Annotated in this window: 22 protein-coding genes and 1 tRNA gene; all 23 read left to right on the forward strand. The window is 55.8% G+C overall.

Going from position 1 to position 14,125, the window contains the following annotated elements; translation table 11 throughout:
* Positions 1-6: 6 nt before the first annotated feature.
* The 23 genes from rpsH (at position 7) to JNJ66_03475 (ending at position 14,087) form a co-directional block, all read left to right on the forward strand.
* Complete coding sequence (rpsH, locus tag JNJ66_03365; GenBank protein MBL8159471.1) at positions 7-408, forward strand: 30S ribosomal protein S8; 402 nt, start codon at positions 7-9, stop codon at positions 406-408.
* Positions 409-429: 21 nt separating this feature from the next.
* Positions 430-966: a 50S ribosomal protein L6 gene (gene rplF, locus JNJ66_03370; GenBank protein ID MBL8159472.1), complete on the forward strand. Its 537-nt coding sequence runs from the start codon at positions 430-432 to the stop codon at positions 964-966.
* A complete protein-coding gene (locus JNJ66_03375) occupies positions 966-1,313 on the forward strand; it encodes a 50S ribosomal protein L18 (protein ID MBL8159473.1) in 348 nt (115 codons plus the stop codon). The genes rplF and JNJ66_03375 overlap by 1 nt, the downstream gene beginning before the upstream one ends.
* Positions 1,314-1,315: 2 nt before the next feature.
* Complete coding sequence (gene rpsE, locus JNJ66_03380) at positions 1,316-1,903, forward strand: 30S ribosomal protein S5 (protein MBL8159474.1); 588 nt, start codon at positions 1,316-1,318, stop codon at positions 1,901-1,903.
* Between the two features lie 3 nt (positions 1,904-1,906).
* Positions 1,907-2,377, forward strand: a complete 471-nt coding sequence (rplO, locus tag JNJ66_03385; GenBank protein MBL8159475.1) for a 50S ribosomal protein L15 — start codon at positions 1,907-1,909, stop codon at positions 2,375-2,377.
* A 153-nt stretch (positions 2,378-2,530) separates the two neighbouring features.
* On the forward strand, positions 2,531-3,910 hold the full coding sequence (gene secY, locus JNJ66_03390; protein ID MBL8159476.1) for a preprotein translocase subunit SecY: 1,380 nt from the start codon (positions 2,531-2,533) through the stop codon (positions 3,908-3,910).
* A 250-nt stretch (positions 3,911-4,160) separates the two neighbouring features.
* Positions 4,161-4,742: a hypothetical protein gene (locus tag JNJ66_03395; protein ID MBL8159477.1), complete on the forward strand. Its 582-nt coding sequence runs from the start codon at positions 4,161-4,163 to the stop codon at positions 4,740-4,742.
* Between the two features lie 2 nt (positions 4,743-4,744).
* Complete coding sequence (locus tag JNJ66_03400; GenBank protein MBL8159478.1) at positions 4,745-5,491, forward strand: hypothetical protein; 747 nt, start codon at positions 4,745-4,747, stop codon at positions 5,489-5,491.
* 177 nt (positions 5,492-5,668) lie between these two features.
* Entirely contained in the window at positions 5,669-5,893 is a 225-nt protein-coding gene (gene infA / locus JNJ66_03405) for a translation initiation factor IF-1 (protein MBL8159479.1), read from the forward strand.
* Between the two features lie 55 nt (positions 5,894-5,948).
* Positions 5,949-6,065: a 50S ribosomal protein L36 gene (gene rpmJ, locus JNJ66_03410; protein ID MBL8159480.1), complete on the forward strand. Its 117-nt coding sequence runs from the start codon at positions 5,949-5,951 to the stop codon at positions 6,063-6,065.
* Positions 6,065-6,451, forward strand: coding sequence for a 30S ribosomal protein S13 (gene rpsM, locus JNJ66_03415; protein MBL8159481.1), 387 nt, complete (start codon positions 6,065-6,067; stop codon positions 6,449-6,451). The genes rpmJ and rpsM overlap by 1 nt, the downstream gene beginning before the upstream one ends.
* A gap of 36 nt (positions 6,452-6,487) precedes the next feature.
* Positions 6,488-6,883, forward strand: coding sequence for a 30S ribosomal protein S11 (rpsK, locus tag JNJ66_03420; GenBank protein MBL8159482.1), 396 nt, complete (start codon positions 6,488-6,490; stop codon positions 6,881-6,883).
* A 3-nt stretch (positions 6,884-6,886) separates the two neighbouring features.
* Positions 6,887-7,504 (forward strand): 30S ribosomal protein S4, encoded by a 618-nt coding sequence (gene rpsD, locus JNJ66_03425; protein MBL8159483.1) that lies wholly within the window; start codon positions 6,887-6,889, stop codon positions 7,502-7,504.
* A gap of 20 nt (positions 7,505-7,524) precedes the next feature.
* The gene (locus JNJ66_03430; protein ID MBL8159484.1) at positions 7,525-8,448 is read left to right on the forward strand and encodes a DNA-directed RNA polymerase subunit alpha; all 924 of its coding nucleotides are present in this window, start codon (positions 7,525-7,527) and stop codon (positions 8,446-8,448) included.
* Positions 8,449-8,451: 3 nt separating this feature from the next.
* Positions 8,452-8,856, forward strand: a complete 405-nt coding sequence (gene rplQ, locus JNJ66_03435) for a 50S ribosomal protein L17 (protein MBL8159485.1) — start codon at positions 8,452-8,454, stop codon at positions 8,854-8,856.
* Positions 8,856-9,302: a 50S ribosomal protein L13 gene (gene rplM, locus JNJ66_03440; protein ID MBL8159486.1), complete on the forward strand. Its 447-nt coding sequence runs from the start codon at positions 8,856-8,858 to the stop codon at positions 9,300-9,302. The genes rplQ and rplM overlap by 1 nt, the downstream gene beginning before the upstream one ends.
* On the forward strand, positions 9,302-9,703 hold the full coding sequence (gene rpsI / locus JNJ66_03445) for a 30S ribosomal protein S9 (GenBank protein MBL8159487.1): 402 nt from the start codon (positions 9,302-9,304) through the stop codon (positions 9,701-9,703). Before rplM ends, rpsI begins: the two co-directional genes overlap by 1 nt.
* Positions 9,704-9,799: 96 nt before the next feature.
* Positions 9,800-10,456, forward strand: a complete 657-nt coding sequence (rsmG, locus tag JNJ66_03450) for a 16S rRNA (guanine(527)-N(7))-methyltransferase RsmG (protein ID MBL8159488.1) — start codon at positions 9,800-9,802, stop codon at positions 10,454-10,456.
* A gap of 12 nt (positions 10,457-10,468) precedes the next feature.
* Positions 10,469-11,500: a tryptophan--tRNA ligase gene (trpS, locus tag JNJ66_03455; GenBank protein MBL8159489.1), complete on the forward strand. Its 1,032-nt coding sequence runs from the start codon at positions 10,469-10,471 to the stop codon at positions 11,498-11,500.
* A 2-nt stretch (positions 11,501-11,502) separates the two neighbouring features.
* A complete protein-coding gene (locus JNJ66_03460) occupies positions 11,503-12,384 on the forward strand; it encodes an RluA family pseudouridine synthase (protein ID MBL8159490.1) in 882 nt (293 codons plus the stop codon).
* A complete protein-coding gene (locus JNJ66_03465) occupies positions 12,384-13,223 on the forward strand; it encodes a hypothetical protein (GenBank protein ID MBL8159491.1) in 840 nt (279 codons plus the stop codon). The genes JNJ66_03460 and JNJ66_03465 overlap by 1 nt, the downstream gene beginning before the upstream one ends.
* 57 nt (positions 13,224-13,280) lie before the next feature.
* Entirely contained in the window at positions 13,281-13,910 is a 630-nt protein-coding gene (locus JNJ66_03470; GenBank protein MBL8159492.1) for a tetratricopeptide repeat protein, read from the forward strand.
* Between the two features lie 101 nt (positions 13,911-14,011).
* A tRNA-Thr gene (locus tag JNJ66_03475) sits at positions 14,012-14,087 on the forward strand.
* The last annotated feature ends 38 nt before the right edge of the window (positions 14,088-14,125 follow it).

Raw genomic sequence — 14,125 nt, forward strand, 5'->3', positions numbered from 1 at the left:
ATTACTATGGCATTACTATCAACAGACCCAATTGCAGACCTGCTGACCCGGATCCGGAACGCCGCTATGGCCGGTAAGACTACCGTCACGGTTCCGTACAGCAAGCAGAAAGAAACCATCAGCCGTGAACTGGCCCGCGCCAAGTACCTTTCAACCGTCGAGGTTGAAGGTGACGGCGTCGCTAAAGCTATCGTTTTGAGCCTGGCTGGCCCCGACGAGAATATCGCATTCACCGAGATTGCCCGTATTTCAAAGCCAGGCCGCCGCGTCTACGTCAGCGCCGCTGACATTCCACGCATCAAGAACGGCCGCGGCATCGTCATCATCAGCACCTCCAAGGGCATGATGACCGGCCAGGAAGCCCGCAAGCAGCGCCTTGGTGGTGAAGTAATCTGTAGCATTTACTAAGAAAGGTACGTACTAAATAATATGAGTCGAATCGGAAAACTACCCGTCGCAGTTCCTGCGGGTGTGACAATCACGGTCGACAACGGTCTGATCACCGTTGTGGGTCCGAATGGCACGCTCTCGCAGCCGCTGCTGAATGAGGTCACCGTCACGGTTGCAGACAACCAGGCGGTTGTTACCCGCAAGAACGATGAGCGTGAAGCCCGTGCCCAGCACGGCCTGATCCGCGCCCTGATTGCCAACATGGTACAGGGTGTCACCAAAGGCTTCGAGAAGAAACTTGAGGTCAATGGTGTCGGTTTCCGCGTCAGCGGTACGCCAAACAGTCTTGAGATGGCCCTTGGCTTCTCGCACCCGGTCAAGTACCAGGCGCCGGAAGGCATCACCCTTAAGGTTGAAAAGAACGTCATCACCGTTACCGGCATTGACAAGCAGATGGTCGGCCAGTCCGCTGCCGACATCCGCGCACTGAAGAAGCCGGAGCCTTACAAGGGCAAGGGTATCAAGTATGTCGGTGAAGTAATCAGGCGCAAGGCCGGAAAGGCAGGATCAAAGTAATGAGCCGACCCTCTAAACTTACGAGCCGTCTACTGCGCAAGCAGCGTGTCCGCGCCCGTGTCATCGGGAGCGAAGAGCGCCCACGCCTGTCGGTATTCATTTCAAACCGCCACGTGAGCGCCCAGGTCATCAATGACGCTACCGGCACGACGCTGGCAAGCGCTACCACGCTCAAGCAGAGCGAAGGCACCATGACCGAGAAGGCCGCCTTCGTCGGTACCGAAATCGCCAAGAAGGCGAAAGAAGCTAATGTGACTAAAGTCGTGTTTGACCGCAACGGTCAGCAATACGCCGGCCGCCTCAAGGCGCTTGCCGACGCTGCACGCAAGGAAGGGCTGGAGTTCTAGTTATGGCTGAAGCACCAAACAACAACAGGCAGGGTCAGGGCGGTCGTCCGCCGCGCCGCGATAACAATCGCCGCGACAACGCCCCTCGTGAAGAATCACCATTCGAAGAATATGTCGTTTCCATCGACCGCGTCGCGCGCGTCGTCAAGGGCGGCCGCCGGTTCCGTTTTAAGGCGCTGGTAGTCGTCGGTGACCGCAAGAACCGCGTCGGTGTCGGCGTTGCCAAGGGTCAGGACGTCCAGCTGGCCGTCTCTAAGGCGACCGATGCCGCCAAGAAGACCATGGTTACCATTCCGATGGAAAACGAGACCATCCCGCACGATGTCGAGATCAAGTTCAGCGGCGCCCGCGTCATGCTGAAGCCGGCTGCCCCTGGTACCGGTGTCATCGCCGGCGGTGCCGTCCGCGCCATCATCGGCGTAACCGGTATCCGCAACCTGCTGTCCAAGTCTCTTGGCTCGAACAACAAGGTTAACATCGCCTACGCGACCATCGAAGCGCTGCGCCAGCTGAAGCCCCGCTCTGAGTGGGTCAACGCCCAGGCTGCTCCAAAGAAGAAGGCTGCGAAGGCCGCAAAGGCAGAGGCTTAAACTATGAAATTCAACGAACTTACTGCGAGTGCCAACAAGGACCGCAAGCGTGTCGGCCGCGGCATCAGTGCCGGCGGTGGTAAGACCGCTGGCCGCGGTACCAAGGGCCAGGGTTCACGTACCGGCAAGAAGCTCAACGCGACCTTCATGGGCGGACAGGGCGCACTGGTACAGCGCATTCCTAAGAAGCGCGGCTTCCGCTCACTGCGGACTCCGGCCCAGGTAGTCTACCTTGGCTCACTGGAGCTGTTCGAAGGCAAGACAGTCACCAATGACACGCTCTTTGAACAGGGCTTCATCGCCACGCCGTACCACGCCGTCAAGATCATCACCAAGGGTGAACTGAAGAAGGCTTTGGACGTGAAGGTTTCCGGTGCATCGGCATCGGCCATCGCTGCCATCGAAAAAGCCGGCGGCAGCTTCGAAAAAAGCGTCGTTCCAGTCAAACAGAAGACCGAAACAGAGGCTGCCTAAGCGCAGCCTCTGTTTACTAGCGCCGCATTTACCGTATACTGTTTGTATCGCTATAAAAAATATAGCCGAGCGTTATACAAACGATTCTAGAAAAACTGAGGGAGTTTTTGTATGAACTGGAAAACAATTTGGCGGTCCCTACGGTCCCGGGATATGCAGAAGCGTCTGCTGATCGTCCTTGGTATCATCGTAGTCTACCGCTTCCTGTCGCATGTGCCGGTGCCGCTTGCCGAGCCGACACAGCTGCGTGAAGTCATTACCACCATCCTTAACAGTTCGAGCTTCGGGGGCTTCCTGAACCTGCTGTCCGGTGGTGCGTTGGCATCAGTGTCTATCATGCTGGTGGGGTTGAGTCCGTACATTACGGCCTCCATCGTCATGCAGCTGCTGACCAAGGCCATTCCGCGCATGGAGGAACTGCACAAGGATGGCGAAAGCGGACGCCGGAGGATCAACCAGTGGACGCGTCTGCTGACCTTGCCGCTGGCTGTCATCCAGTCCATCGCCTTCATCTTCATCCTGCGGCAGCAACAACTGGCAGCCAACACGGCCGTCGATATCACGGCCAATGCCACACCACTGCAGTGGGTACTGATGGTGGGTGCGCTGACAGCCGGTGCCATGCTGCTGATGTGGCTGGGTGAGCTGATCACCGAGCAGGGTATCGGTAACGGTATGTCGCTGCTGATCTTTGCCGGTATCATCAGTCAGCTGCCAAGCACGGTGCAGCTGATCATCAACTCGATCACCAATGTCAGCTCCGATGCCGAGAAGCTGAACCTGTTCGGCTACGTACTGCCAATCAACGCCTTCTCGTTATGGCTGATGCTGGGATTGGCACTGGTGGGTCTGATAGTGTTGTACTTCATCGTCAAGATCAATGAGGCGCAGCGCATCGTCACTATCAACTACGCCAAACGCGTCCAGGGCAACCGGGCGTACGGCGGCGTCCAAAGCATCCTGCCGGTCAAGCTGATCACGGCGGGTGTGGTACCGGTGATCTTCGCCGTCGCTTTCCTGGCACTGCCAACCTTCGTGGGGCAGTTCCTGAGCGCCAGCAATGACCCAGGACAGAAGCAGCTGGGCGAACAGCTGATCCAATGGTTCCAGACACCGAACCTGGGCCTGCTGGTGACCACCGGCGACCTTGGCGCATTGATCTACCCGGCTATCTACTTCGTGCTGGTAGTGCTGTTCACGTACTTCTACACGAACATCGTCTTCAACAGCTCGGAGATCGCCGAGAACCTGCAGAAGCAGGGCGGCTTCCTGGCTGACGTCCGGCCCGGCCTGCAGACCGAGAAGCACCTGAGCCGCATGGTGAACCGCCTGACGCTCTTTGGAGCCTTCGCACTGGGCATCATCTCCATATTGCCCTTCGTGACCGAGTATGTGCTTGCGCACTTTAATATTTCGGCGCAGAACCTGGCGATTGGTGGTACGGGTCTGTTGATTGCGGTGTCGGTGACGTTGGAGACGTTGCGGCAGATCAATAGCCGCGCACTGATGGTCACGTACGATCAAGACTATTAGATACACTAGAAGATGTACTGAGACATCGGCACAGTATCAAAAATAGCATCCCGTCTACATGGGGTGCTATTTTTATATGTTCATGAAATGCGTTCCATTAATAATGCGGCTAGACCCAACTTCACGCACAAACTAATGTCACTTTGCCTATAGTGGCGCTAAAGCCAAGCGTTATAATTAAGCCATCTGTAAATTGCTTGTGCTTTTTGCTTCGCTTGACTGCAAGTAGTGCAAGTAGCATAATGGTGGCATGAATGAGGGAAACTTACATAAAGCCAGAATCGTTACCCCCCGAGGTACATTTGAGTTTGAGGGCAGTCAAGAATTTGTTGAGAAGCAGATAGATAAAGTAGTCGATATAGAAAAAAATGCACCGGCACCGTCCACACGCGAGCATGATACACCTTTAGCCGAGGAAATCAGCAAACCAAAAGCTAAGACTAAGACTGTTACTGCAAATGGCTCTCCTAAAAAATCAAGCTCTGAACAGCCTAAAATGTTGCCAAACCTTATTCCTAAGGACCAGATTGCCGGGCTGCGCGAGTTCTATGCTAGTAAGAGCCCTGATTCCCATCCAGAAACTTTTGCTGTGCTTTCATATTGGCTCAAAGATATTTTATCTGTTGCTGAAGTTTCAATTGATGAGATGTGGACGCTATATAAAGTGCTTCAAATCAGGGCACCAAAGGTTATGATCCAAGTATTCCGCGACGCTAAATCAAAGAAAGCATATTTCGATATTAGTAAAAGTGGCGGTAAGTATTACTTGACATCTTTTGGGGAAACATTTGTTGAGTACGACTTGCCCCGCACACCCAAACAGAAGTCATAATCATGCAAGTTACTACATTCGTAGACAAATTCGACGACTTTGTATCTTGGAGCAGAACGCAACAAGTTGACTATATTGCTTATTATCTGACGGCAGATAACGAGACGTCTCTGACGGCAGCAGATATCGATGACACAATGCATGACTTACATTTGAAACCGTACCGACGCACAAGACAGTACTTATCTGAGAATGCATCCAGTACTAAAGGTAAGTACGTTAAGATTAAATCGGGTGGATACCGATTAACTAAAGCTAAGTATGACGAGATTGATCGCTTAGTTAAGCAAGAGCCCGTAAAGGTATCCATCTCAACTCAGCTCACTGATATAGTTAGTCAAGTCAGTGACAACAATGAGAAAAACTTTTTAATTGAGGCGCTTAACTGTTATCGCATCGAAGCTTACAGAGCTTTCATCATTATGGTATGGATTGTAGTTATCAATCATTTGCAGATGTATATATTTGCAAATGACTTAGGCGCATTCAACACCGCTTTGACTAAAAGTCCTGACAGAAAAGTTAAAAAAATTGTTAATTACGATGACTTTTCCGATTTATCAGAAAGTAAGCTAATTGAGCTTGCTAGGTCAGCAAACATAATTTCTAGCGACGTAAGAAAACTTCTTGATGAAAAGCTAGGAACTAGAAACAGCGCCGCTCATCCTTCGGGCATCAAAATTGGCGGCCATAAAGCTACTGAGTTTGCTATTGATGTTGTGAACAACGTATTATTGAAGTATAAGTAGCATCTGTTATTTAAATGTCATTCAACAATCGTACTTTTTGCTTGACGATAATCTAATTTCACATACAATAGGACGTATCAAAACGCTAAGACGACCTGCCAGCACCTATGCTATAGGTATCTTAAAATAAAGCTTTACAGCAGATTGTTTTATCAGTATAATGAATTCTTGTACTCTATGGCTACTACAAAAGAGGTAATAAAAGTTACGGGCGTTATTCTAGAGGCACTTCCAGGTGCTCAATTTCGTGTCGAGCTTGAGAACGGCCATAGCATCATCGCTCACGTCGCGGGGAAGATGCGCAAGCATTACATCCGTCTCGTTCCAGGCGATAAGGTTGAAGTAGAGTTAACCCCTTACGATCTCACGAAGGGCAGAATCTCCTTCCGCCTCAGGGATTAACCTCCCATATTATTAACGGTAAGCGCGTACGCGTGCGGAGTGTGCCACCACTGAAATGAAAGTTCGTGCAAGCGTCAAGAAGATCAGTCCAGACGACATTCTGGTCCGGCGGAAGGGCCGTCTTTACGTCATCAACAAGAAGAAACCTAAGAATAAGCAGAGGCAAGGATAATGGCTCGTATTGCAGGCGTTACTGTTCCGACAGAAAAACAAGTTCAGATTAGTTTGACCTACATCTACGGTATCGGTCCTGTCTTCGCACGCAACATCCTCAAGGCCTGTGGCATCGACCCGACCACCCGCGTCAAGGATCTGACCGAAGCAGAGCTGACCAGCATCCGTGAAGAAATCGGCGAAAACTACATCGTTGAGGGCGACCTCCAGCGCGTCGTTGCCGGCAACGTCAAGCGCCTGAAGGACATCAACGCATACCGCGGCCTGCGCCACAAGGCCGGCCTGCCTTCGCGCGGCCAGCGCACCCGCACCAATGCCCGTACCCGCCGCGGCAAGAAGAGCACGGTCGGTGGCACTAAGAAGAAGGCACCAAGCAAGACTTAGTCGAGCGATAATTTCATAGGGATAATGTAAAGAGATATGGCAGATTCATCAAAAGCACCAGCTAGGAAGAAGCAGCGCCGCGCAGTGCCCAACGGCCAGTTGCACGTGCAGGCCAGCTTCAATAACACCATCGTGACCATCACCGATAAGAAGGGTGCGGTCCTGACCGCTTCGAGCGCCGGCGCCTGCGGGTTCCGTGGCAGCAAGAAGGGTACGGCATATGCCGCCCAGGTCGCAAGCGAAAAAGCCGTCGCAGCCGCCAAGCAGCTGCACGGTCTGGCCACCGTCGACGTATTCGTGAAAGGCGTCGGTCTCGGCCGTGACGCCGCTGTCCGCGCCGTCGGCAGCCAGAATATTACCGTTGAAAGTATTAGAGACGTGACCGGCGTGCCACACGGTGGTTGTCGTCCACGAAAGGCTCGTAGGGTTTAGTCCATGGCACGTGATCGTTCCCCAATTGTTAAGCAGAGCCGCCGCGAAGGCTACGCTCTGCATCCCAAGGCCCACAAGGCTATGGTCAAGCGCACCACCATTCCAGGTGAGCATGGCCGCGGCCGCCAGGGCAAACCAAGCCTGTATTCTATCCAGCTGCGCGAAAAGCAGAAGGTGCGCCGCGCCTATGGTCTGCTCGAAAAGCAGTTTGCCAACCTGATGGCCGAAGCCGCCCGCAAGACCGGCCAGTCCGGTGAGGTCCTGCTGCAGCTGCTTGAGCGCCGTCTCGACAACGCTGTCTACCGCGCTGGTTTCGCTACCAGCCGCCGCGCCGCCCGCCAACTGGTCAGCCACGGCCACTTCCTGCTCAACGGCCGCCGCGTCGACATCCCATCAATCCGCCTCAACCCTGGCGACGAGATCGTAGTCCGTCCGCACAGCACCAAGACCCACTACTTCACCCACATCGAAGACGTTGCCAAAGCCAGCAGCGCTACTCCGATGAGCTGGCTGAAAGCTGATGTTAAGAACCTTAAGATTACGATTACCGGCGAGCCACAGCGCGCAGAAGCTGAACCTGACATTAACGAACAACTTATCGTTGAGTACTATTCACGTTAAGAAAGCAGGAGGAAATAAACGTGTCTAAAACCATTCACAACCCATCGCTCGCCCGTATCGAAGAGCACGGTGTCAACAGCGCGACATTTGAAATCGAACCGCTGCACACCGGCTACGGCATGACACTTGGCAACTCGCTGCGTCGCGTCCTGCTTTCGAGCATCGAAGGTGCCGCCGTCACTGCTTTCCGCATCGAGGGTATCACTCACGAGTTCACGACCGTCCCTGGCGTCAAAGAAGACGCAGTCGACATCATGATGAACCTCAAGAACCTGCGTTTCCGCCTGCACAGCGAAGAAGCCCAGACCCTGCGCATTGAGAAGAAGGGTGCCGGCCCGGTCACTGCCGCCGACATCACTACCAACGCAGACGTCGAAGTCGTCAATGGCGACGCCGTCATCTGCACCCTGGACGACCCGAAGGCCAGCCTTGTCATGGACATCACCATTGACAGCGGCCGCGGTTACCGCACCATCGACGAGTCCAGCGAGAAGCGCCCGGCTAGCGACATGATCGCTGTCGACGCCTTCTTCAGCCCTGTCCAGCGCGTGCGCTACAAGGTTGAGAACACCCGCGTCGGCCAGACCACCGACCTCGACAAACTGGTCATCACCATCGACACCGACGGTAGCATCACTCCGAAGGACGCCTTCGAAGAAGCCGCCGCCATCCTCATCAACCAGTACACCGCCCTGGCTGGCAGCACCCGCGTCCAGGCTGGCGCTGCAGCTGGCGGCGGTGAAGGCGACGAAGCCGGTGACCTGATGACCCCCATCGAGGAGCTCGGCCTGACCGCCCGCACCACCAACGCACTGATTAATAATGACATCCGTACCATCAATGACCTCGTCACTCTGGGCGACGCTGAGATGCGTGAACTGAAAGGCTTTGGCAGCAAGGCTCTGGACGAAGTTCGTGAGAAGATGGCGGAGTTGGAGCTTTAGAACATGCATCGTCACGGATATCAAGGAAGAAAATTCGGTCGGGAACGGGACCAGCGCAATGCATTGTTGCGCGGTCTCGCCACCCAGCTGGTAGAGCACGGCTCTATCGAGACCACCATCGAGAAGGCCAAGGAACTCGTTCCTTACATTGAGCCGCTCATTACCAAGGCTAAGCGCGGCGACCTTCACAACCGCCGCCAGATCATCGCAGCCCTGACCACGGTCGCTGCTGCGCACAAGCTAGTCGACGAGATCGCCCCGCGCTACGCTGACCGCGTCAGCGGCCACGTCCGCATTGAGCGCACCCGCTTGCGCCGCGGCGACAACGCCCAGCTGGCCAGCGTCAGCTTCATCGCTGTTGCTGCTCCTGCCGCCGCAGCCGCTGAACCTGCCAAGGAGACCGCATAATGAAGACTACTAGCAAGACTTTCGTACTGAAGCCGGCTGATGTCACCCGCAAGTGGGTCGTCATCGACGCCAGCACCGCACCGCTCGGCCGCGTCGCTACCACCATCGCCACCCGTCTGATCGGCAAATACCAGCCGACCTTCACGCCGCACGTCGACAGTGGCGACAACGTCGTTGTCATCAACGCTGACAAACTGGTCGTCACCGGTAAGAAGCTCGACCAGAAGACCTACTACCGCCACAGCGGTTTCCCTGGCGGTATCACCGCCACTACCCTGGGTGAGCAGGTCGAGAAAGACTCCACCAAGGTCATCTACGCAGCCGTCAAGGGCATGCTGCCACGCAACAAGCTGGCTGCTGACCGCCTGCAGCGCCTGCGCGTCTTTGCTGGCGAGGCACACAACCACAACGCACAACAGCCAGAAGTAATCGAGGTAGTAAAGTAATGGCAAAAGCTGATTCATATTTCTACGGTATCGGCCGCCGCAAGAGTGCCACCGCCCGCGCCCGCGTCATGAGCGGCAAGGGTGGGATCATCGTCAACGGCAAGCCTGCAGAGGAATACTTTGCCGGCAGCGCCCCCATCCTGCGCGAGCTGAACGAGCCACTGACCGTCCTGGGTAAGACCAGTGACTACACCGTAACACTGGTCATCACCGGTGGCGGCCACGCCGGTCAGGTTGACGCTGCCCGCCTGGCAATCGCCAAGGCGCTCAGCAGCATCAACGACGACATCAACGGCAGCCTCCGCAAAGTCGGTCTGCTCAAGCGTGATACCCGCGAAAAAGAACGCAAGAAGTACGGTCTGCGCAGCGCCCGCAAGCGCGAGCAGTTCTCGAAGCGTTAAGATACCGTCTACAAACACTTCAGACAGCACCCCGACTAGCACGGCAGTATTGCCTGGACGCTCGCCGGGGTGTTTGTTTGTTACAATGGAAACACTATGGAAGCAACCCTCAGCGCCCTTCACGCCCACGATATACAGATATCCGACCAACAGTCTGCTTTGCTGGCACGTTTCGTCGATAGTTTCATGGCCTATAACGCCCACACCAACATCAGTGCCATCCGCCAGCCGGAAGCGATCTGGACCAAGCACATTGCGGACAGCCTGATGCTTTTGAAGTTTGAGGATATCAGCGGCAGCGCCATCGATATCGGTACTGGCGGCGGGCTGCCAGGCATTCCACTGGCCATCATGCGGCCCACGCAGCCGATGTTTCTGCTCGACTCGGTCGGCAAGAAGATCAAGGCCTGCCAAAGCTTCATAGAAGAGTTGGGGCTGGAGAACACCCGCACCATCCTTGGCCGGGCCGAGAAGATTGCTAAAGACTCCCAGCATAAACACAACTACGATACCGTCCTCTCGCGGGCGACTGCCTATCTGCCCATTCTGCTGGCCTGGTCGGAGCATCTGTTGGCTCCCGGCGGCCGTATCATCATGTACAAGACACCGAGTGATGAGGAGCGCCAGGCGGGTACAGCCGTAGCCAAGGAGCTAAAGCTGACGCTGGCCCGGGAGCATCGGTATGAATTGGAAGGACAGCAGCGCTACATCTTGGTATATGAGCGCACCAGTACGGTAAAGCAACGGAAATAATCAGGACATATCATGACAAAACCCACCATCCTCACCGGCCTCCGTGCCAACAATGACCTCCATATCGGCAATTACTTCGGTGCCTTGCTGCCAATCGTCAACATGGCCCGCGAGCGGGCAGGGGACTATACAGTCAACCTGTTCATTCCTGATCTGCACAGTTTTACGACCCCCATCAATCACGACGAGCTGTACGGGCAGTCTCTGCACAATGCACGGCTGTTCCTGGCGGCCGGCTTGCCCGCGGCGGCCGAAGACATCCACATGTATCGCCAAAGTTATGTTACTGCTCACAGCGAGCTGACTTGGATTCTTGATTGTTTCACTGGATTTGGCGAGATGAGCCGCATGACCCAGTTCAAGGACAAATCCAGCAAGCTGAGCGAAGACCGTATCAGTGTCGGCTTGTTCAACTATCCGGTATTGATGGCGGCCGACATCCTGCTGTACGATGCCGAGTACGTCCCCGTCGGCGACGACCAGTCCCAGCACCTCGAGTTCACCCGTGATATCGCCGAGCGCATGAACAGCCGCTTCGGTGAGTTGTTTACTGTGCCAAAGTCCGTCAAGGAACAGCATCAGTTCTTTGGTAAGGACCAAGGCCTGCGCATCCGTAATCTGATCGTACCGACCCAGAAGATGGGCAAGAGTGATGATGAACAGCGCGGTGTCATCTACCTGAGCGAGGACCCGGCTATCGCCGCTAAAAAGATAATGGGTGCGACCACAGACAGCCTGGCAGAAATCAACTTTGATTGGGAAAGGCAGCCGGGCGTTACAAATCTACTGCAGATCCTTTCGCTGACCAGCAATATGCCACAAGAAGAGGTTAACCGGCAATGGATTGGCAAGCAGCAGTATGGCGAACTGAAAAAGGCAGTCGCTACTTCGGTGCAGTCCATGCTCGAGGACTTTCAGCAGCGCCTGCAGGCAATCGACGAGGCGGCAGTGCTACGCAAACTGGAGGCCGACGAGGCGAAAGTTGCCCTTACCGCACAGGCAACCCTGCTCCGCGCCCAAAAAGCCGTAGGATTGCGCCGCTAGCCATGCGCCTGGATGCCTACCTCGCACAGTACTGGCCTGAATACTCCCGCTCACAGTGGCAGAAGCTCATCAAGGCCGGCTATGTCTCGGTCAACGGGGCAGTGGTCACCATACCCAAGCAGCTGCTTGGTGAAGATGATGAGGTGACGCCGAACCCGCCCAAGCCCGACGAATACCTGCGCCAAACGCTTATCCCCGTCATCTACGCCGATGACGACGTGGTGGTACTGGACAAGCCGACCGGACTGCTGACACATGCCAAAGGCGCCTTGCTCGAGGAATACACCATCGCTGAATACATGCGCCCCCGCATGACTGATGGCAGTGAAGGTAACCGCCCCGGCATCGTCCACCGCCTGGACCGGGACACCAGCGGCGTCATCATCTGCGCCCGCAACGATGCCACCCGCAGCTACCTGCAGCGGCAGTTCTCGCAGCGAAAGGTCAAAAAGACATATCTGGCACTGGTAGATGGGGTGCCGGACCTGCCCGAGGCCATCATCCGCGTACCCATCGAGCGTAATCCCAAGGCACCAGCGACATTCCGTCCGGGCGCGGGCGGCAAGCCTGCCGAAACGGCTTACAAGGTACTCTGGCACGACGATAAACGTGCCTTGTTGGAACTGCGCCCCCTGACCGGCCGCACCCATCAGTTGCGCGTCCATCTGACGCACCTGGGCGTACCTATCGTCAATGACCGGGTGTACAATCCCGCCACCAACTCCAAGAAGCGCCAACCGGAAGGGCGGATGGCGTTACATGCCCACTCTTTGGAGATCACCATACCTGGCGGGCTGCGCAAAGTATTTACTGCGCACCTGCCGGATGACTTCACAGCCCTGGAGCCGGCCCTGCGCACGATCGAGCTGCCGGAGGCTCAGTGATGACCGACGGCACTGAACTGCTCGGCGAGAGCTTCAAACAAGCCGCCAGCCAGCTCGCCATCGACCCACCGCATGCCATGATGCTCAGCGGCGTACAAGGCTACACACCACGCATCGAGGCCGACCTTCTGGCCGGCCTGATTATCGGTGGTCATGGCGGTCAGGTACAGGTGTTACGGCCAGAGAAAGACAAGACCGGTATCAGCATCGAGCAGGTCCGCGGCCTCTACCAGGCCACCCGCTCCAAACAGGCCAGCGGCCGGGCCGTCTGGCAACTCTACCTCGAGGGCGCTTCAGATGCCGCCCAGAACGCCTTGCTGAAGCTGCTTGAGGAGCCGCCGCTCCACACAGTCTTCATCCTGGTGGTCGCTCATACTGATAGTCTATTGCAGACCATACGCTCACGCAGCCAGCCCCTGTCCGCCACGCCGTTCAGTCCGCAGCAGGCCATCGCATGGCTGGAACGGGAGGCTGGCCTGGATACCGCCACCAACCAGCAGTTACTGTTTCTGTCCGAAGGCAGCGCCACCGAACTGGTGCACCTGGCCGGCGACGAGCAGTATCGCATGCTGCAGCTGGAAAATGCCGCCGCGGCCAAACGCCTGGTCGGCAGCCCGGTCTATGATTGCCTCACCGACCTCAATCAATACGGACAGGACAGGGAAAGGACCCTTCGGATCCTGCACCTCGCCATCGTTATGCTGAACCGCCTGGCGGCTGCCCAGAACAGCCCGGGCATACTGCGCCAGCTCCGTCATTACCTCAAGTACTACGAACGTATCCACAGGAACGGGAATGTCCGTGCCCAAATGCTCGCAGCCATTACCGCCCGTGGCTAAGATTTGCTATACTGGGATAAGCATATGTACTCGTTATTTCTTCTAGGATTGTTCGGCGTGATGCTCCAGCGTGCCTGGAACCGTGAGCCAAAAGCAGCTACCAACAACGTGGCCTCTGGCCTGACCGCCCGGCTTGATAAGCTGTGGGAAGTGGCTCAAGAGAGTATTCAGGAACGCAAGTACCTGCGGGCCGAACGCGCCCTGCTGACCATCCTCAAGGTGGATGAGCGCAGCGCCACCGCTTACAACCGCCTTGGCATCCTCTATGCCAAACAAAAGGAATACTCCGACGCCATCGAATGTTTTGAGATAGCCCAGAGCCTGGAGCCAAGCGCTTCCAGCCTGCACAACGTCGGCCTGATCTACTACGAAACCGAGAACTACCCCAAGGCTGCCATTGCTTTTGAGCAGGCCCTGGCCATGGAAGATAACCACGCCTCCCGCTACATCGCCTACGGCAAGGTACAGGAGAAGCTTGGCAACTACAAGAAGATGATTGATGCGTATGAGCAGGCCGTCACCCTGGAGCCAAGCCCGCAGATGCTACGCTTTGTAGCTGATGCTTATGCCCGCACCAACCAGCCCGAGCTGGCCGAGCGCGCCAACGCCGAACTGGCGCAGATCAACAGTGGCGCCAGTGTTTCGCATACCAAGGCCAAGCCGGCAGCCCGCCGCGTGGTCATGTAGTGTGCTGGTGGCGCAACAATTGCTTGATTAGTTGTCCGATATCCGCTACTATTATCTCTGTATTCAGGCCACCGGAGCGAAACGATGGCCGTAGGACACGCGCCGAAGTAGCTCAGCTGGTAGAGCAGCTGTTTTGTAAACAGCGGGTCGCAGGTTCGAGCCCTGTCTTCGGCTCCAAGTACTGAATTGGGCATTCCCGCCACAATTCATTAAGT

The organism is Candidatus Saccharibacteria bacterium, assembly GCA_016789455.1.
GTDB lineage: Bacteria > Patescibacteriota > Saccharimonadia > Saccharimonadales > Saccharimonadaceae > CAIJKY01.

Bases quoted from the DNA above. Each gene is read 5' to 3' on its own strand.
- rpsH (MBL8159471.1), top strand. From the start codon at position 7: ATGGCATTACTATCAACAGACCCAATTGCAGACCTGCTGACCCGGATC.
- rplF (MBL8159472.1), top strand. From the start codon at position 430: ATGAGTCGAATCGGAAAACTACCCGTCGCAGTTCCTGCGGGTGTGACA.
- JNJ66_03375 (MBL8159473.1), top strand. From the start codon at position 966: ATGAGCCGACCCTCTAAACTTACGAGCCGTCTACTGCGCAAGCAGCGT.
- rpsE (MBL8159474.1), top strand. From the start codon at position 1,316: ATGGCTGAAGCACCAAACAACAACAGGCAGGGTCAGGGCGGTCGTCCG.
- rplO (MBL8159475.1), top strand. From the start codon at position 1,907: ATGAAATTCAACGAACTTACTGCGAGTGCCAACAAGGACCGCAAGCGT.
- secY (MBL8159476.1), top strand. From the start codon at position 2,531: ATGCAGAAGCGTCTGCTGATCGTCCTTGGTATCATCGTAGTCTACCGC.
- JNJ66_03395 (MBL8159477.1), top strand. From the start codon at position 4,161: ATGAATGAGGGAAACTTACATAAAGCCAGAATCGTTACCCCCCGAGGT.
- JNJ66_03400 (MBL8159478.1), top strand. From the start codon at position 4,745: ATGCAAGTTACTACATTCGTAGACAAATTCGACGACTTTGTATCTTGG.
- infA (MBL8159479.1), top strand. From the start codon at position 5,669: ATGGCTACTACAAAAGAGGTAATAAAAGTTACGGGCGTTATTCTAGAG.
- rpmJ (MBL8159480.1), top strand. From the start codon at position 5,949: ATGAAAGTTCGTGCAAGCGTCAAGAAGATCAGTCCAGACGACATTCTG.
- rpsM (MBL8159481.1), top strand. From the start codon at position 6,065: ATGGCTCGTATTGCAGGCGTTACTGTTCCGACAGAAAAACAAGTTCAG.
- rpsK (MBL8159482.1), top strand. From the start codon at position 6,488: ATGGCAGATTCATCAAAAGCACCAGCTAGGAAGAAGCAGCGCCGCGCA.
- rpsD (MBL8159483.1), top strand. From the start codon at position 6,887: ATGGCACGTGATCGTTCCCCAATTGTTAAGCAGAGCCGCCGCGAAGGC.
- rplQ (MBL8159485.1), top strand. From the start codon at position 8,452: ATGCATCGTCACGGATATCAAGGAAGAAAATTCGGTCGGGAACGGGAC.
- rplM (MBL8159486.1), top strand. From the start codon at position 8,856: ATGAAGACTACTAGCAAGACTTTCGTACTGAAGCCGGCTGATGTCACC.
- rpsI (MBL8159487.1), top strand. From the start codon at position 9,302: ATGGCAAAAGCTGATTCATATTTCTACGGTATCGGCCGCCGCAAGAGT.
- rsmG (MBL8159488.1), top strand. From the start codon at position 9,800: ATGGAAGCAACCCTCAGCGCCCTTCACGCCCACGATATACAGATATCC.
- trpS (MBL8159489.1), top strand. From the start codon at position 10,469: ATGACAAAACCCACCATCCTCACCGGCCTCCGTGCCAACAATGACCTC.
- JNJ66_03460 (MBL8159490.1), top strand. From the start codon at position 11,503: ATGCGCCTGGATGCCTACCTCGCACAGTACTGGCCTGAATACTCCCGC.
- JNJ66_03465 (MBL8159491.1), top strand. From the start codon at position 12,384: ATGACCGACGGCACTGAACTGCTCGGCGAGAGCTTCAAACAAGCCGCC.